26 protein-coding genes are annotated in these 26,149 nt (G+C 60.3%); 10 read left to right on the top strand and 16 right to left on the bottom strand.

The genetic code is table 11. From position 1 onward, the window contains the following. Positions 1-73: 73 nt before the first annotated feature. The 9 genes from ACQZ60_RS12930 (at position 74) to ACQZ60_RS12890 (ending at position 11,001) form a co-directional block, all read left to right on the top strand. Positions 74-1,003 carry a carbohydrate ABC transporter permease gene (locus ACQZ60_RS12930; protein ID WP_416172225.1) on the top strand — a complete coding sequence of 310 codons (930 nt, stop codon included), beginning with the start codon at positions 74-76 and terminating at the stop codon, positions 1,001-1,003. A gap of 3 nt (positions 1,004-1,006) precedes the next feature. Further along, on the top strand, positions 1,007-1,843 hold the full coding sequence (locus ACQZ60_RS12925; RefSeq protein WP_080854175.1) for a carbohydrate ABC transporter permease: 837 nt from the start codon (positions 1,007-1,009) through the stop codon (positions 1,841-1,843). Positions 1,844-1,847: 4 nt separating this feature from the next. Beyond that, entirely contained in the window at positions 1,848-3,020 is a 1,173-nt protein-coding gene (locus ACQZ60_RS12920; RefSeq protein ID WP_448735395.1) for a glycoside hydrolase family 88 protein, read from the top strand. A gap of 13 nt (positions 3,021-3,033) precedes the next feature. Continuing rightward, the gene (locus ACQZ60_RS12915) at positions 3,034-4,143 is read left to right on the top strand and encodes an ABC transporter ATP-binding protein (protein ID WP_425645862.1); all 1,110 of its coding nucleotides are present in this window, start codon (positions 3,034-3,036) and stop codon (positions 4,141-4,143) included. A gap of 19 nt (positions 4,144-4,162) precedes the next feature. After that, on the top strand, positions 4,163-4,867 hold the full coding sequence (locus ACQZ60_RS12910; protein ID WP_448732405.1) for a DUF624 domain-containing protein: 705 nt from the start codon (positions 4,163-4,165) through the stop codon (positions 4,865-4,867). 48 nt (positions 4,868-4,915) lie between these two features. Further along, the gene (locus tag ACQZ60_RS12905; RefSeq protein ID WP_003519651.1) at positions 4,916-6,196 is read left to right on the top strand and encodes an ABC transporter substrate-binding protein; all 1,281 of its coding nucleotides are present in this window, start codon (positions 4,916-4,918) and stop codon (positions 6,194-6,196) included. A 70-nt stretch (positions 6,197-6,266) separates the two neighbouring features. Beyond that, positions 6,267-8,132, top strand: a complete 1,866-nt coding sequence (locus ACQZ60_RS12900) for a DUF2264 domain-containing protein (protein ID WP_448735394.1) — start codon at positions 6,267-6,269, stop codon at positions 8,130-8,132. 5 nt (positions 8,133-8,137) lie between these two features. Further along, positions 8,138-9,805: an acyltransferase gene (locus ACQZ60_RS12895; RefSeq protein WP_448735393.1), complete on the top strand. Its 1,668-nt coding sequence runs from the start codon at positions 8,138-8,140 to the stop codon at positions 9,803-9,805. A 50-nt stretch (positions 9,806-9,855) separates the two neighbouring features. Continuing rightward, positions 9,856-11,001 (top strand): alpha-hydroxy acid oxidase, encoded by a 1,146-nt coding sequence (locus ACQZ60_RS12890; RefSeq protein ID WP_448735392.1) that lies wholly within the window; start codon positions 9,856-9,858, stop codon positions 10,999-11,001. A 38-nt stretch (positions 11,002-11,039) separates the two neighbouring features. Here the strand turns inward: ACQZ60_RS12890 and ACQZ60_RS12885 are convergent, their stop codons facing one another. Continuing rightward, positions 11,040-11,384: a hypothetical protein gene (locus tag ACQZ60_RS12885; protein ID WP_059757900.1), complete on the bottom strand. Its 345-nt coding sequence runs from the start codon at positions 11,382-11,384 to the stop codon at positions 11,040-11,042. A gap of 235 nt (positions 11,385-11,619) precedes the next feature. On the opposite strand from ACQZ60_RS12885, the gene ACQZ60_RS12880 reads away from it, so the two are divergent. Next, entirely contained in the window at positions 11,620-12,561 is a 942-nt protein-coding gene (locus ACQZ60_RS12880; RefSeq protein WP_448735391.1) for a bifunctional helix-turn-helix transcriptional regulator/GNAT family N-acetyltransferase, read from the top strand. A 73-nt stretch (positions 12,562-12,634) separates the two neighbouring features. Here ACQZ60_RS12880 and ACQZ60_RS12875 read toward each other — a convergent pair whose 3' ends face one another. The 15 genes from ACQZ60_RS12875 to ACQZ60_RS12805 form a co-directional block, all read right to left on the bottom strand. Then, positions 12,635-13,666 carry an L-idonate 5-dehydrogenase gene (locus tag ACQZ60_RS12875; protein ID WP_035264882.1) on the bottom strand — a complete coding sequence of 344 codons (1,032 nt, stop codon included), beginning with the start codon at positions 13,664-13,666 and terminating at the stop codon, positions 12,635-12,637. A 65-nt stretch (positions 13,667-13,731) separates the two neighbouring features. Further along, complete coding sequence (locus tag ACQZ60_RS12870) at positions 13,732-14,406, bottom strand: 4-carboxy-4-hydroxy-2-oxoadipate aldolase/oxaloacetate decarboxylase (protein WP_003519667.1); 675 nt, start codon at positions 14,404-14,406, stop codon at positions 13,732-13,734. 89 nt (positions 14,407-14,495) lie between these two features. Next, positions 14,496-15,332 carry an ABC transporter substrate-binding protein gene (locus ACQZ60_RS12865; RefSeq protein ID WP_035264884.1) on the bottom strand — a complete coding sequence of 279 codons (837 nt, stop codon included), beginning with the start codon at positions 15,330-15,332 and terminating at the stop codon, positions 14,496-14,498. A 31-nt stretch (positions 15,333-15,363) separates the two neighbouring features. Beyond that, positions 15,364-16,128, bottom strand: a complete 765-nt coding sequence (locus tag ACQZ60_RS12860; protein ID WP_035264886.1) for an amino acid ABC transporter ATP-binding protein — start codon at positions 16,126-16,128, stop codon at positions 15,364-15,366. After that, on the bottom strand, positions 16,125-16,886 hold the full coding sequence (locus tag ACQZ60_RS12855; RefSeq protein ID WP_035225052.1) for an amino acid ABC transporter permease: 762 nt from the start codon (positions 16,884-16,886) through the stop codon (positions 16,125-16,127). Before ACQZ60_RS12855 ends, ACQZ60_RS12860 begins: the two co-directional genes overlap by 4 nt. Further along, positions 16,883-17,590 carry an amino acid ABC transporter permease gene (locus ACQZ60_RS12850; RefSeq protein WP_448735390.1) on the bottom strand — a complete coding sequence of 236 codons (708 nt, stop codon included), beginning with the start codon at positions 17,588-17,590 and terminating at the stop codon, positions 16,883-16,885. Before ACQZ60_RS12850 ends, ACQZ60_RS12855 begins: the two co-directional genes overlap by 4 nt. Continuing rightward, positions 17,587-18,387 (bottom strand): SDR family oxidoreductase, encoded by an 801-nt coding sequence (locus tag ACQZ60_RS12845; RefSeq protein WP_059757916.1) that lies wholly within the window; start codon positions 18,385-18,387, stop codon positions 17,587-17,589. Before ACQZ60_RS12845 ends, ACQZ60_RS12850 begins: the two co-directional genes overlap by 4 nt. A 169-nt stretch (positions 18,388-18,556) precedes the next feature. Further along, positions 18,557-19,492 carry a 2-hydroxyacid dehydrogenase gene (locus ACQZ60_RS12840; RefSeq protein ID WP_448735389.1) on the bottom strand — a complete coding sequence of 312 codons (936 nt, stop codon included), beginning with the start codon at positions 19,490-19,492 and terminating at the stop codon, positions 18,557-18,559. A 9-nt stretch (positions 19,493-19,501) separates the two neighbouring features. Continuing rightward, positions 19,502-20,257: an SDR family oxidoreductase gene (locus ACQZ60_RS12835; RefSeq protein ID WP_448735388.1), complete on the bottom strand. Its 756-nt coding sequence runs from the start codon at positions 20,255-20,257 to the stop codon at positions 19,502-19,504. Continuing rightward, a complete protein-coding gene (denD, locus tag ACQZ60_RS12830; protein WP_448735387.1) occupies positions 20,254-21,240 on the bottom strand; it encodes a D-erythronate dehydrogenase in 987 nt (328 codons plus the stop codon). Before denD ends, ACQZ60_RS12835 begins: the two co-directional genes overlap by 4 nt. Positions 21,241-21,283: 43 nt before the next feature. Continuing rightward, positions 21,284-22,795, bottom strand: coding sequence for a tripartite tricarboxylate transporter permease (locus ACQZ60_RS12825; RefSeq protein WP_448735386.1), 1,512 nt, complete (start codon positions 22,793-22,795; stop codon positions 21,284-21,286). Then, complete coding sequence (locus tag ACQZ60_RS12820; RefSeq protein ID WP_003519679.1) at positions 22,792-23,244, bottom strand: tripartite tricarboxylate transporter TctB family protein; 453 nt, start codon at positions 23,242-23,244, stop codon at positions 22,792-22,794. The genes ACQZ60_RS12825 and ACQZ60_RS12820 overlap by 4 nt, the downstream gene beginning before the upstream one ends. A 71-nt stretch (positions 23,245-23,315) precedes the next feature. Next, entirely contained in the window at positions 23,316-23,984 is a 669-nt protein-coding gene (locus ACQZ60_RS12815) for a 4-carboxy-4-hydroxy-2-oxoadipate aldolase/oxaloacetate decarboxylase (RefSeq protein ID WP_448735385.1), read from the bottom strand. Between the two features lie 96 nt (positions 23,985-24,080). Continuing rightward, a complete protein-coding gene (locus tag ACQZ60_RS12810; protein WP_448735384.1) occupies positions 24,081-25,034 on the bottom strand; it encodes a tripartite tricarboxylate transporter substrate binding protein in 954 nt (317 codons plus the stop codon). Between the two features lie 94 nt (positions 25,035-25,128). Then, positions 25,129-26,016 carry a LysR family transcriptional regulator gene (locus tag ACQZ60_RS12805; protein ID WP_448735383.1) on the bottom strand — a complete coding sequence of 296 codons (888 nt, stop codon included), beginning with the start codon at positions 26,014-26,016 and terminating at the stop codon, positions 25,129-25,131. Positions 26,017-26,149 lie beyond the last annotated feature (133 nt).

Genomic DNA, 26,149 nt, shown 5'->3' with positions numbered 1-26,149 from the left:
CAGGCAGCCGGCACCGATGAAACAGTGAAACGGCGGCAATGGGAGATATGCTGTGGCAATCGCAACCGCGACCATGTCCGACAAGCAGGCGACTCCGTATCGCAGGAAAAAACTCCGCATCGTCTCCAAACGGCGGCGCAGAATAGAAAATGCGCTCGTCGCCTATTCCTTCATTGCGCCCAATTTTCTCGGCTTTGCGATTTTCACGCTCGGACCGATCCTCTTTGCCTTTGCGCTGGCCTTCATGCATTGGGACGGCTCCAATGCCATGCGTTTTGCCGGTCTCGATAATTTCTGGCGGCTTTTCGAGGATAGGGCCTTCATCGCGGCCTTCTGGAACACGGTCATCTACACCGTCGCGTCGGTGCCGGCCACGCTCGCCTGCGCACTCGGCCTTGCGATCCTGCTCAACCAGAAAATCCGCGGCCGCAATTTCTTCCGCACGGCCATGTTCTTTCCCTATGTCGCATCGCTGGTCGCCGTGGCCGTCGTCTGGAACATGATTTTCAATCCGGAGATGGGTCCGGTCAACATGCTGCTCTATACGCTCGGCCTCGATCCCGCCGACATGCCGGGATGGGCGGCGGACCGGCACTGGGCCATGGTCACGGTCATTCTCTTCGGCGTGTGGAAGAGCATGGGTTATTACATGGTCATCTATCTCGCCGGGCTGCAGGGCATCAATTCGGAGCTTTATGAAGCCGCGGGGCTGGATGGCGCCAATGCCTGGCAGAAATTCATCCACGTCACCCTGCCGCAGCTTGCGCCGACGACCTTTTTCGTGACCGTCATGCTGACGATCCAGTCCTTCAAGGTTTTCGATCAGGTCTATATGATCACGCAGGGCGGTCCCGGCACTTCGACGCTGGTTCTCGTCTATCACATCTACAATGAGGCCTTCATCTCCTGGGATCTCGGCTATTCCAGCATGATCGCGCTCGTCCTTTTCTTCCTCGTCCTGATGGTCACCATCGTCCAGTTCAAACGGCAGCGGGAGGATTGATCCATGCGCATCATGGGCCGCAAAATCCCCGCCGCCACGATCGGTATTTATCTGACGGTGATCGTCGTCACCATCGTCATGCTGTTGCCTTTCGCATGGATGCTGTCGGCGTCGCTGAAACTCAGCCGCGATGTCTTCGCGTTCCCGATCGAATGGATCCCCTCGCAGCCGCGCTGGGAAAACTACGTGGAAATCTGGACGAAAATCCCGCTGGCGCTATTCATCTACAACACGTCGAAGCTGACGATCATCGTCACATTGCTGCAATTGCTGACCTCAAGCTTTGCGGCCTACGCCTTCGCCAAGCTGCATTTTCCCTACAAGAACACGCTGTTTCTCGGCTATATCGCCACCATCGCCATGCCCTGGCAGGTCTATATGGTGCCGCAATTCCTGCTGATGCGCGAATTCGGGCTCAACAACACCCATCTCGCCCTGATTTTCCTGCAGGCTTTCACCGCCTTCGGCGTTTTCCTGATGCGGCAGTTTTACATGTCGATCCCGAACGAGCTCTGCGAGGCGGCACGCATCGACGGTATGAACGAATACCAGATCTGGGCGAAGATCATGCTGCCGCTTTCCAAACCGGCGCTCTCCACCTTGACGATCTTCACCTTCGTCACGACCTGGAACGACTTCATGGGCCCGATGATCTATCTCACCAAGACCGAGCTGAAGACCATCCAGATCGGCCTGCGCATGTTCATTTCGCAATATTCGGCGGAATACGGATTGATCATGGCCGCCTCGGTCGTGGCGCTTATCCCGGTTCTCGTCGTTTTCCTGGCGTTGCAGCGCTTCTTCGTCGAAGGCGTCGCCTCCACCGGCCTCAAGGGTTGATTTCATGCTCGATTTGACCACGTCTCTCCCAACCGCGATCACAGACGCCGAAATCGCCGCGGCGCTGGCCGTGGCCGTCGCGCAGGTCAGGCGCAACCTGCCGCAATTTACCTATGCGGCGCAGAACCATTCGAGCGTGAAGAACTTTTACCCGGCAGTCGCCAACGACCAATGGACCGCCGGTTTCTGGCCAGGCCAGATATGGCTCGCCTTCGAACACACCGGCGACAGGACCTTTCAGCATGCGGCGCAAATTCAGGTGCAGAGTTTCCTGCACCGTATCGAAAACCGCATCGAGACCGATCATCACGATATGGGCTTTCTCTACTCGCCCTCCTGCATCGCCGCATGGAAACTGGTGGGCGATGAGGATGGAAGACGCGCGGCGCTGATGGCGGCGGACCAGTTGATGGAGCGGTTCCAGCCAGTCGGGCAATTCATCCAGGCCTGGGGCCGCAGGGATAATCCCAACGAATATCGCTATATCATCGACTGCCTTTTGAACCTGCCGCTGCTCTATTGGGCGAGCCGCGAAACGGGCCGGGAAGACTACCGCACCGTGGCGCTTGCCCATGCCCGCACCACGCTTGCCCATTCCGTCCGGCCGGACGCTTCCACCTATCATACATTTTACATGGACCCGGAGACCGGCGCGCCGGTGCGCGGCGTCACAAAACAGGGTTACAGCGATGAGAGCTACTGGGCCCGCGGACAGGCCTGGGGCATTGCCGGCATGGCCATTTCCTATCGATATGAGCGCCTGCCCGCCTATCGCGACACCTTCGAGCGGCTTCTCGCCTTCTATCTCAAACGCCTGCCCGACGATCTCGTACCCTATTGGGATCTGATTTTTGCGGATGGCGATGGCGAACCGCGCGACAGCTCGGCAGCGGCCATCGTCGCCTGCGGCCTTCTGGAAATGGCGGAGCTGGAGACGCCGGAAAAGGCGGCGGAATATCGCGATCTGGCAAGCCGCATGGTGAAAAGCCTCGCCGATATCTATTCGGTTCGCGATCCCGCGATCTCCAACGGGCAGCTTCTGCACGGCACCTATTCCAAGAAGACGCCCCATAATACCTGCCGGGGCGAAGGCGTCGATGAGTGCGTCTCCTGGGGCGATTATTATTATCTGGAAGCGCTGATCCGGCTTTCGCGCAACTGGTCTTCCTATTGGTGAGCGCGAGGAACAGATGGCTAGCATTTCCCTGAAAAAACTCAACAAGACCTTCGGCGCGCTCAAGGTGGTTCACGATATCGATCTGGATATTGCCGACAAGGAATTCATCATTCTGGTCGGCCCTTCCGGATGCGGCAAATCCACGACGCTCAGGATGATCGCCGGGCTGGAGGAAATTTCCGGCGGCGAATTGCGCATCGGCGAGGACGTGATGAACGATGTGCCCTCCAAGGATCGCGACATCGCCATGGTGTTCCAGAACTATGCGCTTTATCCGCATATGACGGTCTACAAAAACATGGCCTTCGGTCTGGAACTCAGAAAGGCGCCGCGCGATCTCATCGACACCAAGGTCAAGGATGCGGCGAAAATTCTCGACATCACCCATCTTTTGAACCGCAAGCCGAAAGCGCTCTCCGGCGGCCAGCGCCAGCGTGTTGCGCTCGGCCGCGCCATGGTGCGCAATCCGGAAGTGTTCCTGCTCGATGAGCCGCTTTCCAATCTCGACGCCAAGCTGCGCGGCACCATGCGTTCGGAAATCTCCAAGCTGCACAAGCGGCTGGACGCCACCTTCATTTACGTCACCCACGATCAGGTGGAAGCCATGACCATGGCGGACCGCATCGTGGTGATGAAGGACGGCCATATCCAGCAGGTGGATACGCCGCAAAATCTTTACGACCGGCCGATCAACATGTTCGTTGCGGGTTTCATCGGCGCGCCGCAGATGAACATGCTGCCAGTCACGCTGCGCCGCGACGGTGACCGCTTCACCGCCCTGTTCGACGGCAATCCGCTGCCTCTGCCGGCAGGCATCGATACCGCAAGCCTGCTCCCCCATGAAGGAAAGGACATCGTTCTCGGTATCCGTCCGGAAAACTTCCACGAATTCGCCCCGGCGGATATCGATGCCGCCAATGTCGCACCCTTCCGGGCGACGGTGGAACTGGCGGAACCGATGGGATCGGAAGTGCATCTCAACCTCGTCTCCGGCGGCAGAAACCTTGTTGCGCGCGTCTCACCGCGTTTCAGGGCGAAGATCGGCGATCCCGTCGAACTGGTGGCCGATCTGACGAATGCGCAGCTTTTCGATCCCGCCACCGAGCGATCGATCCTTTATTGAGGCGACGGGGAGAAACGCGATGCAATGGCTGGAAGGGTTATGGACAAAGGAAGGGGCCGGGATCGACAAGAACGCCCCGCCGCTGACCGGCCTTGCCCTGTTCCTCGATATCATCAAGCGCGAATGGTGGGAGATGGTGAAGCTCAACCTCCTCTTCATCATCGTCAGCCTGCCGGTGGTGACGATGCCGGCGGCGATGCTGGCCATGGCCCGTGTCTCTATTTCCTTCGCAAATGACGAGAATACCTATCTGCTGCGCGACTTTCTCGAGGCCTTGCAGAAATTCGCCCTGCGCGGCACCGCGCTTGTGGTTTTAAGCGCGCTGCTGGTGAGCGCCGGTGTTTACGCGACTGTCAGCTATGCCGGGGCCGCGCGGCTTCAGCTCGCCTATAGCCTGCCTTTTGCGATCAGCCTGGCGGTCACGCTGTTTCTCATCCTCCTCAGCGCCTATGCCAGCGTTGTTCTAGCCAAGCGGGACCTGCCGCTTTCGGAAACCCTGCGGCAGGCGGCGTTTCTGGCGCTCACCAGGCCATTGCCGATGCTTGCGGCGCTCGGCTTCGTCGCAGCGCTCTGGCTCGCGCATATCCTATTTTATCCGGTGTCGGTGTTCATGCCGGCCACCATCAATTTTTCGCTCGGCATGTTCGCCCTCTGTTTCGCAGCGAGAAACGCCGCCGCAAAAACACGCGCGCGGATGCCCGAACCGGCGGGGAGCGGCGCCTAAAACAGACCGAAATCAAAACGACATCAGTCAGGGAAGGAGAAACGGGCTATGGAGTTTAAGACAACCAGACGTGCATTCGCTCTCGCAACCGCCGGTCTCGGCATTGCCATGGGCATGGGAGGAACGGCGTTCGCTGCGGGCGATGCGCCCGTCACGCTGAAATGGGCGCTGTGGGATCTGGACAAGGGCGCTTATTTCAAGCCCTTGATGGAGGCCTACAAGCAGAAGCATCCGAATGTGACGTTCGAGGTGGTGGATCTCGGCTCGCAGGATTATACGCAGATGATATCCACGCAGCTCACGGGTGGCTCCAAGGATATCGATGTCGTCACCATCAAGGATGTGCCCGGCTACGCCAATCTGGTGCGCGCCGGCAACATCACCGATCTCAGCGGCTTCATCAAGGACCAGAAGATCGAGACGGCCCCCTATGGCGGCCTGATCGAGGAGCTGACCATCGACGGCAAGATTTACGCCCTGCCGTTCCGCTCGGATTTCTGGGTGGTCTATTACAACAAGGATATTTTCGACAAGGCCGGCGTGCCTTACCCCACCAACGACATGAGCTGGGCGCAGTTCGATGAAATCGCCGGCAAGCTGAAGGGCGGCATGGGTGCCAACCGCACCTATGGCGCACTGCTGCACACCTGGCGTTCGACGGTGCAGCTGCCCGGTATTCAGGATGGCAAGCACACGCTGGTGGACGGCAATTATGAATTCCTGAAACCCTGGTATGAGCGTGCGCTTGCCCTGCAGAAGAGCGGCGCGATACCGTCCTACGCCTCGCTGAAAACCTCGAACACCCATTATTCCGCTCTGTTCTTCAACGGAACGATCGGCATGTTGCCCATGGGCACATGGTTTGTCGGCACCCAGATCGCCAAGGTGAAATCCGGCGAGTCGAAAAGCGTCAATTGGGGTATCGTGAAATTCCCCCATCCGGATGGGGTGGCGGCCGGCGCGACGGCCGCGCAGATTGCCGGATTGTCGGTCAATGCCAATTCCGGCCACAAGGAAGCGGCGCTGGACTTCATCCACTTCGTCACCGGGCCTGAGGGTGCGGCGATCATCGCCTCCACCGGCACTTTCCCTGCGCTCAGAACCGATGATGTGGCCGAGAAGATCGCGGCGCTGCCGGGCTTCCCGCAGGACCAGAACAGCAAGGACGCGCTGCAGGCGGGCAAGGCCTATCTGGAAATGGCGGTCAACCCGAATGCGGCCAAGATCGAAGTCGTTCTGAACCGCGTGCATGACGCACTGATGACCGACAATATTTCCATCGATGACGGCATCAAGGACATGAATGACGGCGTCAAGGCCATCAAATAATTGCCACAGGGCCGCGGGCGATGAGCCTGCGGCCCTTTCCTTAGATCATGAATTCCGGACATTTGTACCCGTGCCTCACGACACCGCCACAGCCAATCCGCTCTTTCACAATCCGCTTCTCGGCAGGGACGATCTCGCAAAGGCGGTGATCGATCTCTTCAACCCGCTGCTTGCCTGTTTTTCACCGGGCGGCGCGCGCGTCCGACTCGGAGCAACGGGGGCGATTTTCGATTTTCCTGCGGCGGAACTGGAGGGTTTTGCCCGGCCATTATGGGGCATCGTTCCGCTTGCCGCCGGCGGTTATGACTTTCCCCATTGGGATCTCTACAGGCGTGGACTGGCCAATGGCGCCAACCCCGCCCACTCCGAATATTGGGGCGATACGGCTGATCGGCACCAGCGGCTGGTCGAACTGGCGGCGATAGGATTTGCGCTCGCCATGGTTCCCGAACATATCTGGGAGCCGCTTGCCGAAACGGACAGGCAGGCTGTCGCCGCCTATCTTCTGGCCGCCCGCGAGCGGGAATTCGTCGACAATAACTGGAAATTCTTCCGCGTTCTGATCGATCTTGGGCTGGAGCGGGTCGGCGTGGAATTCGACCGGACCAAGACCCAAACCTATCTCGATGAACTCGAGGCTTTCGATATCGGCAACGGCTGGTATCGCGACGGGCCGGTGCGCCGGGTCGACCATTATATTCCCTTCGCCATGCATTTTTACGGCCTGATCTATACGGTGCTGGCAAAAGGTGATGACACGCGAAAGACACGCTTGCTCGAACGCTCCCGCATTTTCGCGCGTGACATACGCCACTGGTTCGGGCCTGACGGGGCGTCGCTCGCCTTCGGGCGCAGCCAGACCTACCGTTTTGCGGCTGGCGGTTTCTGGGGCGCTCTTTCCTTTTCCGGTCTGGAAGCGCTGCCGTGGCCGGAGATCAAGGGCTATTACATGCGCCATATCCGCTGGTGGTCGAAGCGGCCTATCGCGGACCGCGACGGCGTCCTGTCGGTCGGATACGCCTATCCAAACCTTCTGATGAGCGAGAGCTACAATTCTCCCTGCTCGCCCTATTGGGCGCTCAAATTTTTCCTGCCGCTGGCGCTGCCCGCCGATCACCCGTTCTGGACTGCGGAGGAGGCCGAACCGCAGGACTTTACCCAACCGGTTCCCTTGGCGGAGCCCGGTATGGTGGCCTTTCATACGCCAGGCAATATCGTCGTCCTGTCCTCCGGTCAGCAGCACGACAGGATGCGCGGCGCGCAGGAAAAATATTCGAAATTCGTCTATTCCACCCGTTATGCCTTCAATGTCGAGGCGGATGACCGGCATTTCGCCGCCGCGAGTTTCGATGGCATGCTCGGCCTTTCCGACGACGGCGTGCACTTCCGCACCCGCGAGACGATGGAAGAGGCGTTGATCGCCAGGGATTGCCTCTATTCCCGCTGGCGGCCATGGGCGGATGTCGAGATCGAGACCTGGCTCGTGCCGCAAAACCCCTGGCACATAAGGTTGCACCGCATCCGCAGCCCGCGCCCGCTGCAAACGTCGGAAGGCGGATTCGCCATAGAACGCGCCGATTTCAACCGCGACCGCACCGAGGCGAGTGAAGGTCGCGCTGTCTGTTACGGACAGACTGACATCAGCCTCATCGCCGATCTTTCGGCTGACATAAGGCGCGAAGGCGTGTGCCATCAGGCAATCGCCAATACCAACCTCATTCACGCCAGAACGCTTGTTCCGCAATTGCGCGGCGCCATCGCCTCCGGCGAAACGCTGCTCGTGACGGCGGCCATGGCACTGCCAACCGGCAAAGAAGCAGAGGCCGCATTGGCTGTCCTCCCCGAAAGTCCCGATCTCCCGAGGTTGGAAGAGATGTTCAAGCGGGAGGGGCGGCGCGTTTCCGCCTATGCTCTCGATGAAAACCGCGCAGGCTGACGGAGATGACCGACGACACACCGGGTGTTTCCCAGAGACCGGATCGGCTGAACATCCTGACCTGGGAGCGGAGAGGGGAGGATATCGACAGCCCCGACCATCAGGCGCGGCTGCGTGGCCTCGAGCGCTCTGGAAACGCCGTTTTCGGGCAGGGCGTCTACATTGCCGCCAGGGCCGAGGTACATGCGGATAGACTCCTTATGGGTGCGCAGTCGTGGATCGCCGGTTACGCAATCGTGCGCGGCGATATCGAACTCGGCGAAAATGTCTCGATCAACCCCTATGCCTGTCTTTCCGGTAAGGTGACAATCGGCAACGGCGTGCGCATCGCCTCACATGTCAGCATCGTTGGCTTCAACCATGGCTTCGACGACATTGAAACTCCGATCTATCGCCAGCCGCTGACCTCGCGCGGGATAGAGATCGGCGACGACGTCTGGATCGGCGCCAATGCGGTTGTGCTTGATGGCGTGAAGATAGGGAGCGGCGCAATTATCGCCGCAGGCGCGGTGGTGGCGAAGGACATTCCCGCCATGGCCATTGCAGGTGGCGTTCCCGCCCGGGTTCTGCGATATCGCGGAGAAAAAGCGGCCGCGCCGAAGCTGATGGAGCCCGATGACCTGCTGCAAGAACTCGGTAAGGAGATTGCCGACGACTGGCTTGCCGCCATCCGCTCCTATGGCGAGGATGGCATCTATCGTTCCGCCGATGCATCCGGACGTGAGGTCGAAAGCGTCAGGCACCTGTGCGATGCCATCGAGATCGCAGCAGCCTTCGGACAGGAAAAGATCGCTTTCGATGCCGGAAAAACCGTGGCCAGTCTTCAGGACTTGCAGGCCCAGGAAACGGGGCTGTTTCTTAACCGTCACCACCGCACCTCGACGCCTCCCGAGAAGGACCCTGCCGTCCTCTATAATATTCTGGCTGTCGGATATGCGCTTGAATGTTTCGGTGCTGCGCCAAAACAGCCGATCGCTTTCGTGGAGCGTCTGCGCGCCGACGAACTCATCCTCCTGCTGGAAGAATTGCCGTGGCAAAGCCGTGCATGGCATTGCGGCGCCACCATAGACGCCATCGCCACCGCGCTTTATTTCAACAGGCGCTATTTCACATCCGGCGACAATCTCACCGTTCTCTTCGGCTGGCTGGCGATGAATGTGGGTAAAACCACCGGGCTTTGGGGTGAGCCGACTGCCGCGCAGGGCCTGCTGCAACCGGTCAACGGCTTTTACCGGCTTACCCGCGGCTCTTACGCACAGTTCGGCCTGCCCCTTCCCTATCCGGAAGCAGCAATTGACTCCGTTATCGCCAACTATCGTGCCTATGGCGGTTTCCATGGCGAGGATTTTAATGCCTGCAACCTGCTCGATACGATCCATCCGCTTCTTCTGTGCCTGAAACAGACGGATCACCGGCAGGACGAGGCGAAGGAAATCGCCCGCGAAATTCTGCGCCGAAATGAGGGACGCTGGCAAAGAAACAGGGGTTTTGCCTTCGCCGAGGGGCATCCGGCCGGGTTGCAGGGCACGGAAATGTGGATGTCGGTTCTCTGGCTTTCAGCGAAGCTTCTCGGTGCGGAACATCTCCTGCCGTTCCAACCTCACGGCATCCATCGCTTCGAGCCTGCGGAAATCGTCCGTGGCCTGATTGCCCGCTCTAAATCTCCGGTATAGGTTTCCGACACTCTTTTGAAAGCTTTCAAACCGGACCGGTCGAGTAAAAGATGCAACTCAAAGACTGCTATAATTTCCACGATTTTCGCCGCATGGCCAAACAGCGTCTGCCCGGACCGATCTTCAATTATATAGACGGCGCCGCCGATGACGAGGTGACGTATCGGCGAAACACGGCCGCCTTCGAAAAATGCGATCTCGTTCCCGATGTGCTGCGGGGCGTGGCAGATGTGGATATGTCGGTCACCGTCATGGGGCAGAAGCTGTCCATGCCGGTCTATTGTTCGCCGACGGCGCTGCAACGCCTCTTCCACCATCAGGGGGAACGGGCGGTTGCGGCAGCGGCGGGGAAATACGGTACGATGTTCGGCGTCTCCTCGCTCGGCACCACGAGCCTTGAAGAAGCGCGCCGGATCAGCGGCGGCCCGCAGGTCTATCAGTTCTATTTCCACAAGGACCGTGGCCTCAACCGCGATATGATGGCGCGCGCCAAGAGCGCCGGTGTCGAGACGATGATGCTGACGGTGGACAGTATTACCGGCGGCAACCGCGAGCGCGACAAGCGCACCGGCTTTGCCATTCCGTTCAAGCTCAATCTTGCCGGCATCGCGCAATTTGCCATCAAGCCGGCCTGGGGCATCAATTACCTGACGCATGAGCGCTTCAGCCTACCGCAGCTCGACGACCACATTAAAATGGACGGCGGCGCTCTTTCCATCAGCCGCTATTTCACCGACATGCTCGACCCTTCGATGAACTGGGACGACGTGGCGCAGATGGTGCGCGAATGGGGCGGGCCGTTCTGCCTAAAAGGCATCATGTCGGTGGATGACGCCAGACGCGCCGTGGAGATCGGCTGCAGCGGCATCGTGCTTTCCAATCACGGCGGGCGTCAGCTGGATGGCTCCCGCAGCGCCTTCGATCAACTGGCCGAGATCGTCGATGCGGTTGGCGACCGGATCGATGTGATGATGGATGGCGGCGTGCAGCGCGGCACCCATGTTCTGAAAGCACTGTCTCTCGGCGCAAAAGCTGTGGGGCTCGGCCGCTATTACCTTTTCCCCCTGGCTGCTGCCGGGCAACCGGGCGTGGAACGGGCGCTCGAACTGATGCGCATCGAAATCGAGCGCGGCATGAAGCTGATGGGCTGCACCTCCGTCGATCAGCTCACACGCCGGAACCTTCGGTTCCGTTGAACAGGCGGGCGTTAGGGAAGAGCTGGGGCGGAGCGCGGTCACAACCGACTACTGAAACCGCATGCCATTTCAGCCGCGTTTCGCCGCTGCTCCTGAAGCGCCATGCCGATGTTCCAGACGAGCGCCAGGCAAACGAGCCCGCAAAAACAGGCTGAAATCAACGAGCGATGGCGCTTGGCTCCAGAGAGAAACATCCAGCCGATAATTGCATAGGCCGCAAGCGCCGGCACGGCGGCAATCAGAACGGATATGGGGCCATCGCAATCGACGGCCTCGACGCCGATGGCGCGATATTCGTTCGGGGTTGCCACCAGGCCGAGGACGGCCACGGGAAACATGGCCGCTAAAACCGCGTAACGGAAAAATCGGGGCGTGTCGGGCATGCCTGCTCCATAGCCGGATAATCAACTGCCGCAAACGGCGCAGGTAAAGTCCCGCCGCGCGATCTCAGCGAATATCCATCTTGCCGATAATATCGGTTTAGCCGCCATTGTCGGCGACCGGAAGAGCAGATTGCCCGCTTTTGCTGAGAAAGCCAGCCCTTTACGTCGGGAGCAATCTTGGCAAGTCAAGCGGAATATGATTATGGTTGCATGATGCAACCATAATGGATTGAACGTGCCCCAACAACCCTTCCCCATAAACGACATCCGTTCCACCTCCCGCCGACTCGTCCGCGAACTCGGCTTCATGGGGGGAGACTTTGCCGGCACCGATCTGCCGCCCTCCGCCGTGCATGCCCTGATCGAGATCGAGGCGCGCCCCGACATCACGGCGCGGGATCTGGGAAAACTTCTGCGGCTTGAAAAATCGAGCGTCAGCCGCATGCTGCGCAAGCTCGTCCTCTCAGGCGATGTTCGTGAAGAAACGGATGAAGGGGACAGCCGCATCAAGCGGCTGCGTCTGACGGGTCAGGGACAAGAACAGGTGGGCGCCATTCATGGCTTCGCGAACCGGCAGGTTTCCGGTGCCCTGACGCAGCTTACGTCGGCGGATGCCGACACGATCCTCCAGGGGCTCCGTCTTTACGCCGATGCGCTGGGAGACAGGACCGATGCCGTTACTCCCTCCATAGAGATCCTGGAGGGATACAGGCCGGGCATCATTGCCCGGATCACACAGATGCATGCGCTCTACTACGCCCGGACATCCGGCTTCGGCCAACGCTTCGAATCCGTTGTCGCCGAAGGCCTCGCCGCTTTTTGCAATCGGCTCGAAAGCCCGAAGAATGCGATCTGGGTCGCAATGCGCGGACAGGAGATCATCGGCTCCGTCGCTATCGATGGCGAAGATCTCGGAGCGGATATTGCGCATCTGCGCTGGTTCATCGTTGATGACGGGGTGCGCGGTAGCGGTGTCGGACGCAGGCTGCTGGAAACCGCACTGGCATTCGTCGATCAAAAAGGCTTTGCCGAAACCCATCTCTGGACATTCAACGGCCTCTTGGCCGCACGGCACCTTTATGAAGCCCATGGTTTCGCATGCGTCGAGGAACATCCGGGCAGCCAGTGGGGAAGCGAGGTTCTGGAACAGCGCTTTGTCCGGCCAAGGCCCGAATGATCTTTCAACCACATATAAACGGCCGCAATCGGAATCTTCCTGCGGCCGTTTCGAAATCAGATATCGGCACCCGTTAAAAGGCGAGTTGAACCTTCATCGACCTGCTTCGGTCGCCGGCGGCTTCGAATGCCGCAACTGCCTCTTCTAGCGGAAAGGTTCCAGTCAGCAGGGGCTTCAGGTCGACACGGCGCTGGTTGATGAAATCGACGGCAAGTCCGAATTCCTCATGGAACCGGAAGGTGCCCTTCATCTCGATTTCCTTGGCAACCACCATATTCTGCGGAATGGACACATCGCCGCCAAGACCGAGCTGAACCACGGTGGAACGCGGTTTCAGTGCTTCGAGACCCGAACGGACGGCTCTTTCATTTCCGGACGCCTCGAATTGCACATCGAAATAACCCTTGTTTGCCGAATAGGCAGAGAGCGCATCGGCCTCGCTGGCGACGTTGATGACACGGTCGGCTCCGATGGCGAGCGCCTTTTGCAGAACCGCATCCATGACATCGGTTGCGACGATTTCCCGGGCGCCATGGGCGCGGGCGGCGATGATGGCAAGCGCGCCGATCGGCCCACAGCCGGTGACCAGAACGCGTTTGTCGGTCAAGGCACCGGCGCGGTTGACGCCATGCAGCGTTACCGCGAAGGGTTCGGCCATGGCAGCTTCATGAATGGAGATGCCATCCCGCACCTTGTGGCACTGATAGGCCTCGGCGACGAGACGCTGACGAAACGCGCCCTGAATATGCGGCATGGGCATGGCGGAGCCATAAAAACGCATGTTCAGGCACTGGTTCTGCTGGCCCTTCAGGCAGAATTCGCAATGGTTGCAGGGCCGGCTCGGCGATACGGCAACGCGGTCGCCAACGGCGAGGCCGGAGACACCCTCTCCCAAAGCCTTGATGGTGCCGGCCACCTCATGGCCGAGGATCATCGGCTCCCGCACGCGCACGGTGCCGAAGCCGCCATGATTGTAATAATGCAGATCGGAGCCGCAGATGCCACCCGCTTCGATGGCGACATCAACCTGCCCCGGGCCGGGCTGCTCGGTCTCCCGTTCCTCGATCCGCAGATCCTTCGCCGCGTGGATGACAACCGCTTTCATAGTCTCTCCTCCCATGAGGGTTCGGCGTGGCGGCAATTGCCGCCACGCCCTTTCCCTAGATTTTCTCAGATATCGACCACGAGGCCCTTGGCTTTCAGAACCGGCTCGAGCTTGCTGACCTCGATCACCGACTTGCCCTGCTTGTAGGCTTCGATGTATCCGGCCTCGGCGTCTTCGCGGGCCTGCGAAAGCTTGGCCGCTTCCTGCGCTTCCTCGCGCCTGACGACGACGAGACCGTCGGCGTCGCCGACGATGATATCGCCCGGATTGATGATCTCGCCGCCGACGATCACCTGATCGTTGACCGCAGCAATGGTCTCCTTGACCGTGCCCTTGATGCAAACGCTGAGCGAGAAGACCGGAAAGCCGAGGTCCCGCAGCTGCAGCGTGTCGCGCACGCCGGTATCCGTTACCAGGCCGCCGATGCCTTTTGCAAGGCAGGCATTGGCGAGCACGTCGCCGAAGGAGCCTGCTTCTTCATATTCGCCGGCGGAAACGACGATGATGTCACCCGGCTTGGCATAGTTGATGGCCAGCTGCAGCATGATGTTGTCACGCGGCGCGCATTTGACCGTGAAGGCCGGGCCGCAAAGCTTCATGCGATAATCGACCGGCTTCAGCCGCGAAGACAATGCGCCGCGGCGTCCCTGTGCCTCATGGATCGTGGCGGGAGAGAATTTGGCAAGGGCGTCGACATCCGCCTTGGCCGGACGCTGCGCGATATCTTTAATGTGGATCATGAAAACCTCCCACGTTGAAGCTGTCGGCGAGAGCGTCTCGCCGACCGATAGTGTTGAAGAGTTGGAAATTGCCGAGGCTGAGCCGAAGCTCAGGGGATCGGGTCGAACTTCAGTTCGGACAGAGGCACGACCTTGTCGGTGCGTGTCATCTTGTATTCGGTGTTCGGGCCAAGCCACTTGTCCCAGATGCGGTTGATTTCGCCATCCGCATCGAGCTTGCGCAGGATTTCGTTGATCTTCGCGGTCAGCGCCGGGTTGTCCTTGGCCATGCCGATGCCGATGGGCTGGAAGAGCATCGGCTCTTCGATCATGCGCATCTGCTTGCCCTTGGTCTTGGATTCATTGACGAACTTGGTCATCGTCATGGTGTTGCCGACAATGCCGCGCGCCTTGCCCTGCTGGACGGCGAGATAGGCGGATGCCGTATCCTGGAACGTCAGCGGCTCGGACTTGTTGAGCTTGACGGAAAGTTCCGATGTCGAGCCCTTGCTGGACGCGATGCGCTGGCCGACGAAGTCGGACTTTTTGGTGCCGGGGTCGTCAACCGGAACGATCAGCATTTCCTTAGCCAGGTAATATGGATCGCTGAACTGGATCTGTTCGGCGCGGCTCTGGGTGTAAGCGAGGTTGGCGACCGAGAGGTCGACGCGGCCGAGCTTGACTTCGGGAACGCGCGCTTCGACCGACACCGGCTTGACCTCCGCCTTGACGCCGAGTTCCTTGGCGATGGCGCCGCACAGATCGACGTCGAAGCCGGCCATTTCGCGGGTCTTCGGGTCCGGCGAGGCGAAAGGCGGCACATCGGCGAATGTCGCGCAACGCAGCGTCTTGTTGGCAATGATCGTGTCGAGCTGGTCGGCCTTGGCCGGAATGACCGCAGCCGAGGTTGCCAATATGGCGGTAAGAGTAATGCACTTCCAGTTCATTTCAGTTCTCCCGTTATTATAGAGGTTGGGTCTAGTGTCTCAGATCGGCAAGAAACCGCTGGGCACGCGGATGTTGCGGATTTTTGAAAAACTCGTCCGGTTTTGCGGTTTCGAGAATGCGCCCGGCATCGATGAACCAGATGCGGTCGGCCACTTCCCGGGCAAAGCCCATTTCATGGGTGACGCAGAGCATGGTCATGCCTTCGGCGGCGAGGCTCTTCATGACCGCGAGCACTTCGCCGACCATTTCCGGATCGAGCGCTGAGGTCGGCTCGTCGAACAGCATGACCGGCGGTTCCATGGCGAGCGCCCGCGCGATGGCGACGCGCTGCTGCTGACCGCCGGAAAGCTGGGCGGGATAGGAACCGGCCTTATCGGCAAGGCCGACGCGATCGAGAAGCTTCAGCGCCTTATCATGGGCGACGGCCGGAGAAACGCCCTTCACCCGGATCGGCGACATGGAGACATTCTCCACCACCGAAAGATGCGGGAAGAGGTTGAAGCTCTGGAAGACGAAGCCCACACGGCTGCGCAGCGCGTTCAGCTCCTTTGCGCGCATCTGGGCATGGATGTTCCTGCCATCCAGCATGATCGAACCGCTGCTGATCTCTTCCAGACGGTTGATCGTGCGGATGAGGGTGGACTTGCCGGAGCCCGACGGCCCGCAGATGACCACGACCTCGCCACGGGTGACGTTTTCGTTGACATCCTTGAGCACCTGATAGTCGCCATAGCTTTTGCAGACCTGCGAAAGCGTGATGGTGTAGTCCTGAGTGGCGGAAACTGGCGCGGTCATAGCTGCTCCGTAGCGATATTGGCGGGGGCCGGTGCCGTGTCTGCGGCAAGCTTGCCGCGCGGGCCGGCCCGGCGGCGGGCGATACGCCGCTCGAGAAGATTGGCGACATGGGTGAGCGACCAGCAGATGATGTAATAAACCAGCGCCAGAATGAGGAAGACCTGGAAGGGCTGGGTCAGAAGCTGGTTGTTCACCTGGTTTGCCGCAAAGGTCAGGTCCGGCACATTGATGACGTAACCGAGCGTCGTATCCTTGATGGTGGATACGAAAGTCGAGATCAGGCTCGGGATCATGTTGTAGAGCGCCTGCGGCAGGATGACATAACGCATTGCACCGAAATAACCGTGGCCGAGCGCGCGTGCCGCATCCATCTGTCCCGTGCCCAACGATACGATGCCGGCGCGGACGACTTCACTCATGAAAGCGCCCTGATAGATGACGAGCGTGGTGAGCATGGTGACGAAGCTCGGCACATCGGCGCCGGTCCAGAGTGGAACGAGAAAATAGCTCCAGAGGATGAGCATCAGCAGCGGCACGCCACGGGTGAAATAGACCACCGCGGTCACCGGCCAGCGCAGGGCCCGCCATTTCGACAGCCGCGCCAGCGCCATCAGGATGCTGACGGGAAAGGCGAGCGCAATGCTGAGCGCCGACAGGATGAGCGTGTTGGCAAGGCCGCCGAGCGGGCCGTTAGGATATTGGCCGATCAGGAGCAGCAACCAGTAATCCTGGATGATTGCGATCATGTCGTGGATCATGCGCGTGCCCTCCTCAAAGGATCGGCACGCATGGAGATATAGGCTCCGAGACCCATGATCAGCAGCGAGAAGAACAGATAAAGCACGGTGGCGACCAGATAGACCTCAAACGTCCGGAAACTCAGATTTTCGACTTCCTTGACCGCATGGGTCAGTTCCGGTGCGCCAATCAGAACGCCGAGACTGCTGTTCTTGAACAGCGAGGTGCTGTGGTTGATGAGCGGCGGCAACGCGTTGCGAACGCCCTGCGGCATAATGACGAACCGCATGGCCGAGACATAGCTATGCCCGAGTGCACGCGCCGCCTCCATCTGGCCGGGATTGATGGAGCGAACGCCCGAACGCAGATCCTCGCTGAAATAGGCGGCCTGACAGAGACCGAGGCCGATAATGGCGAAGATCGCTTCCGCATTGTGGCTGGAAAGCCAGCTGGCCAGCCCGCTCGGCAGCAGCGTGAAGACGCCGAAATACCAGAGCATCAGCTGCACCAGCGTCGGCACATTGCGGTGATAGGACACATAGGCCGCCACCAGCGGATCGCCGAAGCGGAAAGGCGAGAGGCGGATGGCGAGAAGCACGATGGCGAGCGACATGGCGAGCAGCCACGAGCCGGCATAGATGATGAACGTCATCTGGATGCCATGCAGAAGCATCGAGACGTAGTCCGAATTGTTCAAGATTGCGCCGAGGTCAAAACCGCTCACGCGACTTTTCCTCCGGCTCCGCCCGCCGCGACCTTTTCAGCCGGCCGATTTTCAACCGTTTGGGGCTTGGCCGTCTGCAGCCCGCCCATGACCTGAAGCGTCGGGGTAATTTCCATGTGACCGATATTCATGGCCACGGGTGCGGCGATGGCAAACGCAATCGCATCGGCGATATCGGAAGCCTGCGGCAGTTCGAAACCATCGATGAAACGTTCGCGAATGCTCGGATCGTCGCCGTGCACATGGTTGAAAATGTCGGTTGCGACGCGGCCGGGGCAGATTTCCGTCACCCGCACGCGTTTACCGAAAGCATCGATACGCAGCTGGTTGGACAGCATCGCCACGCCGGCCTTGCTGGCGTGATAGGTGGAATTGCCGCCGAAATTGTAATTGCCGGCAATGGAGGAGATGTTGATGACATGGCCGCGATCTCGCGCCACCATGCCCGGCACCACCATGCGGCACAGATGCAGCACGGCGCGCAGGTTCACATCGATCAGGAGATCGATATCGCTCTCATCCGCTTCCAGAAACTTCTTCGGGCGGTCGACGCCGGCATTGTTCACGAGGACATCGAACGCTACCTCACTGGTGAGCTTTGCAAGCGCCGGCCGGTCCGTCACATCGATGGCATGGGCGAAGCAGCCCGTGCGCTTCGCCAGCTTGTTGAGAGCGTCCGCGCTTCTGGCAACCGCATGCACTTCCAGCCCTTCGCGGCAAAGGCGCTCCACGACGGCGGCGCCAATTCCGGAAGATGCGCCGGTTACGAGTGCGGTCTTGTAGTCTGAGAATGGCATGTTTGTCCCCTATCGTTGAGCAAACATTAGTGAAGCTTTCATCGCTTGCCTAAGACCGATTTTTTTTGGAGTAATAAGCAACTTGTATGGATGGTGATTGCGCCACTTTCAGCGATGCGGCAACCCAGCCGGCGGGGCATGCATCCCCCATGCCGGCCACCGGTACATTCTAGACCACCGCCGTCGGCAGGTCCTGTCCTGCGAAATGCGCGTCCAGATTGGCGAGAACCAGAGCGCCCATCTGAAGCCGCGTCTCATGGGTCGCAGCGCCAATATGCGGAGCAAGAACGACATTGCGCATGCCGACCAGCGCCTCGGGAACATGCGGCTCGTTCTCGAAAACATCGAGCGCCGCACCCTTCAGCCCGCCTGCCATCAGAATATCGACCAGCGCCTTTTCATCCACCAGCGATCCTCTGGCGACATTGACGAGCACGCCGTCCGGCCCCAGCGCCGCCAGCACCTCGCGGTTGATCGCGTGTCTGGTCTCCGGCGTCGCCGCCGCCGCGACGATCAGGACATCGCAGGCGCTTGCGAGCGACACAGCCGTTGAATGATAGCCATAGGCCACGTCCTGTTTCCGCCGGCTGAAATAGGAAATCTCCGCGTCGAAGGCTTCCAGCCGCGCCGCGATGGCGCGGCCTATGCGGCCAAGCCCGTAAATCCCGTAACGCCGCCGCGAGGCCTTGTTGCCAAGCGGCATCTCGGCTTTTTTCCACTCCCCCGAGCGGACATGGTGATCTGCGCTGACGAGCTGGCGCAGCAACATGATGGAGAGGCCGATGGCGAGATCGGCGACATCCTCGGTCAGCACGTCCGGTGTGTTCGTGACCCTGAAGCCACGCGCGCGGGCCTGATCGAGATCGACCTTGTCGAAACCGACGCCGTTGATGGCGACGATTTCGAGAGCGGGCAGGCAGGCGGCGAGATCATGGGCAAGGCCGATATGGCCGCCGGTGACGACAGCCTTTATCGAAGCCGCCTCCGCCTGCAGAAACGCCTGTTTGTCGGATATTTCGTGCCAGCGGTGGACCCGGAAGCGCTTTTGCAGCTCGGCTTCTATCTGTGGCTGAAGCGGGTAGGTTTGCAGAAGATCGGGCTTCATGCGCGCTCCTTAGCCGCGACCGACGAAAGGCATGCCGCTCGCCATCACCGTCATGGTCAGCACATTCGCTTCCAGCGGCAGCGAGGCCATATGCACCACGGCCCGGGCGACGATACTCGCATCGATGGTGGGTTCGATGGCGGTGCTGCCATCCGCCTGCAGCACACCGGTCGCCATGGCGCGCGTCATCTCGGTGCTGGCATTGCCGATATCGATCTGCCCGCAGGCGATGTTGAATGCCCGACCATCCAGCGCGGCCGACTTGGTAAGGCCGGTAATCGCGTGTTTGGTCGCGGTATAGGGCGCCGAACGCGGCCGCGGCGTGGTGGCCGAAATCGAGCCGTTATTGATGATGCGCCCGCCCTGCGGCGATTGCGCCTTCATCTGGCGAAATGCCGCCTGGGTGCAGAGGAAGGCGCCCGTGAGATTGGCCCCGACCACCGCGTTCCAGGTTTCGAACGGCACATCTTCGATATGGACAGCCGGCGCTGACATGCCGGCATTGTTGACCAGAAGGTCGAGGCGGCCGAAACGTTCGGTGACCTCCGCAAACAGCCGTTCGACATCGGCCGGAACGGAAATATCGGCCGCGACGGCCAGAACACGGTCTCGATGTTCGCGCCATTCGCCGACGGCGGCATCCAGAACCTCACGCCGCCGCCCGGTAATCGCGACGCTGTAACCCTCTTCCAGAAGCGCCTTGGCAATCGCCTTGCCGACTCCTGTTCCTCCGCCCGTGACGAGCGCGATCTTTCCATCACTCATGCTGCTTTCCCCTCCAGCTCATCTTCCACATGCGCCTGAATGATTTCGGCAAAGGACGTTTCCGCCCTGAAGCCGAGCGACAGAGCCAGCTGCGGATCGTAATCCTCGGCCCAGCCGTCGACGATCCGGATGATCCGCTCATCGGGAACGCGCTTGATAAGCGCCACAGTCTTTTCCCCGGCAAAGGCACGCAGGGCCTCGATCTCATCGGCGACAGTGGCCGAAAGCCCCGGCATGATGAGATTGCGGCGAACGCCAAGCCCGGAGAGATCGACACTCGCGGCGCGCAGCAGGAAGGCGACGGCCGAGCGCGGGCTGGCGAACCAGTGGCGCACGGTATCCGCGACAGGCAGCACCGCCTCCTGGCCCACCAGCGGCTCGCGCAGAATATTGGAGAAGAAGCCGGAGGCGGCCGCATTAGGCTTGCCGGGGCGGATGCAGATGGTGGGCAGGCGGATGCTGACGCCATCGAAGAAACCGCGACGGCTATAATCCGCAAGCAACAGCTCCACGATCGCCTTCTGCGTGCCGTAGCTGGTCAACGGCGCTGGCAGGAACTCGTCGCCGATCACCTTGGGGAATGGCGATCCGAACACGGCGAGCGACGAGCAGAAGACCACCCGCGGCCGGTATCCATCCTTCTGATGCTCCAGCCGGATGGCCTCGAACAGTGAACGTCCGCCATCGAGATTGATGCGATAACCTTTCTCGAAATCGGCCTCCGCCTCTCCCGAAACCACGGCGGCGAGGTTGAAGATCACATCCGGTCGCTTGGCGATCAGCTTTTCGGCGACGCCGACATTCGAAAGATCGCTGCGCTCGACGGTCACTGCGCCGCCGAAGCCTTTCGGCGCAACCGGCTCGAAAACATCCGTCAGCGTCATTTCGGTGATCGCCGCACCGCCAAGCGTTCCGTCAGAAGCGAGACGTTGCGTCAATTTGCGGCCGATCATTCCGGCCGCGCCGATTATCAGAATATGCATTGTTTCACCTTTGTTTGGCCGGCCGCGCCGGCTCGATTGATCGTCAGTCGTCATCACCCTGAAACACCACCTCGCGACGGCGCATGATCGCCGGCATCGCCATCATGATAACGACCATGCCGGACAAGGCGAGCAGGGTGGCGCTGATCGGATGGGTGACGAATGTCGAGAAACTTCCCTGCGAAATCAGCAGCCCGAGACGCATGTTCTGCTCCAGAAGCGGACCGAGAACGAAGCCCAGCACCAGCGGTGCCGGCTCGCAGCCGATCTTGCGCAGGAAGAAGCCGACAATGCCGAAGACCGCGCAGAACAGAACATCCACGACACTGTAGGACAGGCCATAGGCCCCGATGGCGCAGAACATCAGAATGGCGGGGCACAAGAAGCGATAGGGAATGCCAAGAAGACGGACCCAGATGCCGATCAGCGGCAGGTTCAGCACCAGGAGCAAAAGATTGCCCACCCACATGCTGGCGATCAGCCCCCAGAAGAGATCGGGCCGCGACTGCATGACTTCCGGTCCCGGTGTGATGCCCTGGATCATCATCGCACCGACCATCAGCGCCATCAGGCCGTTGGCGGGAATACCGAGCGTCAGAAGCGGAATGAAGGAGGTCTGCGCGCCGGCATTATTGGCGCTTTCCGGCCCTGCGAGCCCTTCGATTGCGCCCTTGCCGAAACGGGATGGATCCTTGGCGATCTTGCGTTCCAGCGCGTAGCTCGCGAAAGAACTCATGATCGCACCGCCGCCGGGCAGCACGCCGAGGAAAGAACCGAGCGCGGTGCCGCGCAGCACGGCTGGAAAGGCCTGTTTGAAATCCTCCCGCGTCGGCATCAGCGATCCTGTCTTTACCGCTCCCGCATCCCGCTCCACGCCCTGCTGCAGGTTGAAGAGGATTTCGCTGACGCCTAGCAGCCCGATGGCCAGCACCACGAAATCGATACCGTCGAACAGTTCCGCCATGCCGAAGGTGAAGCGCTGCTCGCCCGATGTAGGATCGATGCCGACGAGGCTGAGCGCGATACCGAAGGCGACCATGCCGACCGCCTTGACCGGCGATCCGCTGGACAGGAACACGGCAAATAGCAGCCCGAAGATCACCAGACTGAAATAATCGGCCGGGCCGAAGGCAAGCGCAATGGCGGAAAGCGGCTTTGCGACCACGACGATCAAAACGGTTGCCACCGTGCCGGCAAAAAACGACCCGAGCGCCGCCGTGGCCAGCGCCACACCCGCCCTGCCCTGCCGGGCCATGGCATAGCCATCGATGCAGGTGACGACGGATGAGGATTCACCCGGCAGATTGACAAGGATCGCCGTGGTCGAACCGCCATATTGCGCACCGTAGAAAATGCCCGCGAGCATGATCAGTGCCGCCGTATCCGGCATGGTATAGGTGATGGGCAGAAGCAGTGCGACAGTGGCGGAAGGGCCGATGCCCGGCAGGATGCCGATCATCGTGCCGAGTGTGACACCCAGCAGGCAATAGAAAAGATTGACGGGTGTGACGGCCACGCCAAAACCGAGAACGATATTGGAAAGAAGATCGGTCATGGCAGCAACGGTATCCTCTGTCCGAGGCCCACAACGAAAATGAGGATGCAGGCGAGGATGAGCACGGCGGAAAGCAGCAGAACCTCTACCGGCCGGATCCTGCCATAAGCGATGCAGGCGAGCACGATCAGCACGAAGGCAGCGGCGATAAAGCCCAATGGCTCGATCAGCAGCGCAAAACCGGCAATGCCGGCCACCGCCAGAAACGGGCGCATTTTCGGCGCCACCCAGGCTTCGGACGGTGTCTTTCCCAGCAGATCCTGCAAGAGCAGCGCGATACCCAGTGCAAACATCAATGCCGCGATGACCGTCGGCATATAGCCGGGCCCGGGCTGGAAATTAGTGCCCATGCTCAGCGGCCGCGCGCCGTAATAAAGCCCGGCGGCGGCCACCAGAAAGAAAGCCCCGGATAGAATATTCGCCGTCAGTTTCGAGCCGTGTTCGGCCATGATTATCTCCCCTCCTCATCGAAAATACGCCGCGCCTCCCGACACGGCGTATCCAACGTTTAATCACTGGCTCAATCGGCCCAGACACATCCCTTCGAGCGCATCATGTCGTAACGATCCTCGATATCCATCTTGCCCTGCCGGTGCAGCTCCATCATGTGGTTCTCGTGTTCGTCGCGCTCCTGGCAGGCCTTGACGAGCTTCGGGATATCCTTCTCGCGAACGACGACGACACCGTCATCATCGCCGCAGACGATATCGCCGGGGCTGATCAGTTCACCGCCGACCACGACCGGATGGTTGATGGTGCCGAGCGTGTCCTTAGAGGTGCCTTTCATGCAAAGCCCGAGCGAGAACACCGGGAAACCGATCTCACGCAGCCCCTTGCCATCACGCACGGCGGCGCTGACCACGAAACCGACAATGCCCTTGCCGATGCAGGCGGCAGCCAGCACATCGCCGAAGCCGCCCTGATTGGGGTTGTCGCCGCCATCGATGACCAGCACATCGCCGGGCTTCGCCAGATTGATTGCCTCGAAGATCATCAGATTATCGCCAATATGGCATTTCGCGGTGATCGCCGGGCCGCAGATTTTCAGGCCGGGCTTGATCGGCTTGATGCGATAATCGAGAGCGCCGAGCTTGCCCTGTGCCTCGTGAATGGTGGCGGGGCTGAATTTGCTGATCGCCTCGATATCGGCTCTGGAAGGGCGCTGGAAATTGCGGATGACATGGGCCATTGGCCGGATTCCTTTCAACAGTGGGTCATAGCCGGGCCGCAGGCCGGCCCAGGCGTCATTTTGGTTGAGGGTGAGAGAAGCGGTCGTACCGGCCGCTTATTTTGTCCAGGGCTTGCTTTTCCAGAGCTCGGCCAGATTGGCGTTGCCCTTCTTGAGTGCCTCGGCAAATTCGGCCTGTGTCAGCGGCAGCATCGTCAGCTCGCGCTTTTTGGCAGCGGCAAGATAATCCGGGTCCTTCAGCGCCTTCTGGAAGGCATCGACCAACTTTGCCTCCACATCCGCCGGCAAGCCCTTCGGCGCGCCGAAGCCCGCCAGCAGGCTGAACTGAACATTGTAGCCGGCTTCCTTGAAGGTCGGCACATCAGGCGAAAGCGGCGAACGCTCGGCACCGGAGGTCGCCAGCACACGCAGCGCGCCGGAACGATTGTCGGCGAAGACCTCGTTGAGATTCATGAAACCGAGTGTGACGTGGTTGCCGAGCATGGCAAGCCGTGCCGGCCCGCCGCCATTGAAGGGCACGAAATTGAGCTTCACGCCCGCCGCCTCTTCGAACAGCAAAGCGGTGATCTGGCTCGGATGACCGATGCCCGTCACGCCAACAACGACCGGGTTCCCCTTGGCCGCCTCCACGAATTCCTTGGCGGTCTTGATCGGCGACACCTTGTTGACCGTCAGCGCCAGATCTCCACCGATCTGGTTTGCGAGCGGCGTGAAGGCGTCCTCCTTATAGCTGGCATTTCCCTGCACGATCGGCGAATACATGGATGGGAAATTCAGCGCTCCGATGGTGTAACCGTCAGGCTTCGCATTGGCGATATAGGTCGCGCCGATCAGCCCGCCCGCCCCTTCGCGGTTTTCTACCACGACGGATGTGCCGAGATATTTTTCGAGATAGGGCACCAGCGCCCGCGACTGGATATCGGTGCCGCCGCCGGCCGGATAACCGATGACGAGCGTCACCGGCCGCTCCGGATATTCCGCCGCCGCCCCTCCCGCAGCCAGGATTCCCGCCGCCGCCAGCATGCCAAACAGAGATGTCTTCAAACGCATATCTTTTCCTCCCCGATACGCTTTCACCGGGGAGGCTAGGAAGAAGCCATCAACAATACAAATACCGAGTTTTCAATTTACCCATACAGATCGTTTATGGGTTGGATACCGGTTCGCGTCTCGCGACGGCCCGCAAAAGGTCGCGAAACAGCCTGAACGTTCGCTCATCCACCTCCCTGCCCTTCAGCAGATGGATGGAGCGATAAATGACGGGCTCGGTGATATGGGCGGCCTGAAGCTGACCGGCTTCCTGTTCCTGCTGCACCGAATTCCATGACAGGATCGTCGCACCAATGCCAGCGCTGACGGCGCGTTTGATCGTATCCTGCCCGTCGATCTCCATGGTCACGTTCAGTGTTATCCCGGCGCGGGCGGCGGCCTCGTCGATCGATATGCGGAGCGGATTGTCTTTCGGCGGCAGGATCAGGTTGAGCCCTGCCGCAGTCTCAAGCGGCATCGACCGACCGATAGGCCTTGAAGAAACGGCAAACAGGCTCTCCTTGACGATAAGATCGTCGGCCTTGTCCTCCGCACCGACCAGCGCAACGGCCATATCCACCTTGCCGAGACGGATGAGCCGCAGGGATTCGTCATTGCGCGCCTCTATCAGCCGCAGCGAAACCTTGGGCATCGAAGCGGCAACCTCGCTGATAATGCTCGGCGCAAAGGCGGTCGCCCAGGAAGGAATGAGGCTCAGCCGGATCACCCGCTCATCCAGATAGGCCATGGCCCGGATTTCCGCCTCCGCCTGCCGCACCTTCTCGGTAATCTCCCGCGCGTGGGAGAGCAGGACTTCACCCTTTTCCGTCGCCTTCACGCCGCGCGCCAGCCGGTGCAGCACGGGAAAACCCACCAGCCGCTCCAGTTCCGTAATGTGATGGCTGAGCGCCGGCTGGGCGATCCCCAATTGCCGCGCCGCCGCCGACATGGAGCCGCAATCGGCAATCGCGACCAGATATCGCAGCCTGCGCAAATCCAACATGCCCGCTTAAACCTCCCGCCGGTTCGAGATGCGATCATGACACCAAATCACCGCAGGGGCCTAGGGGAAAAGCGCCGTCCGGTGGTCCTGCCGGTCTTCAGGGGAGTGATGGGGTAAGACAAGATTCTTATGA

The sequence above is a fragment of the Agrobacterium sp. 22-223-1 genome (assembly GCF_053522385.1).
This window is presented reverse-complemented; position numbering and strand designations above follow the sequence as displayed.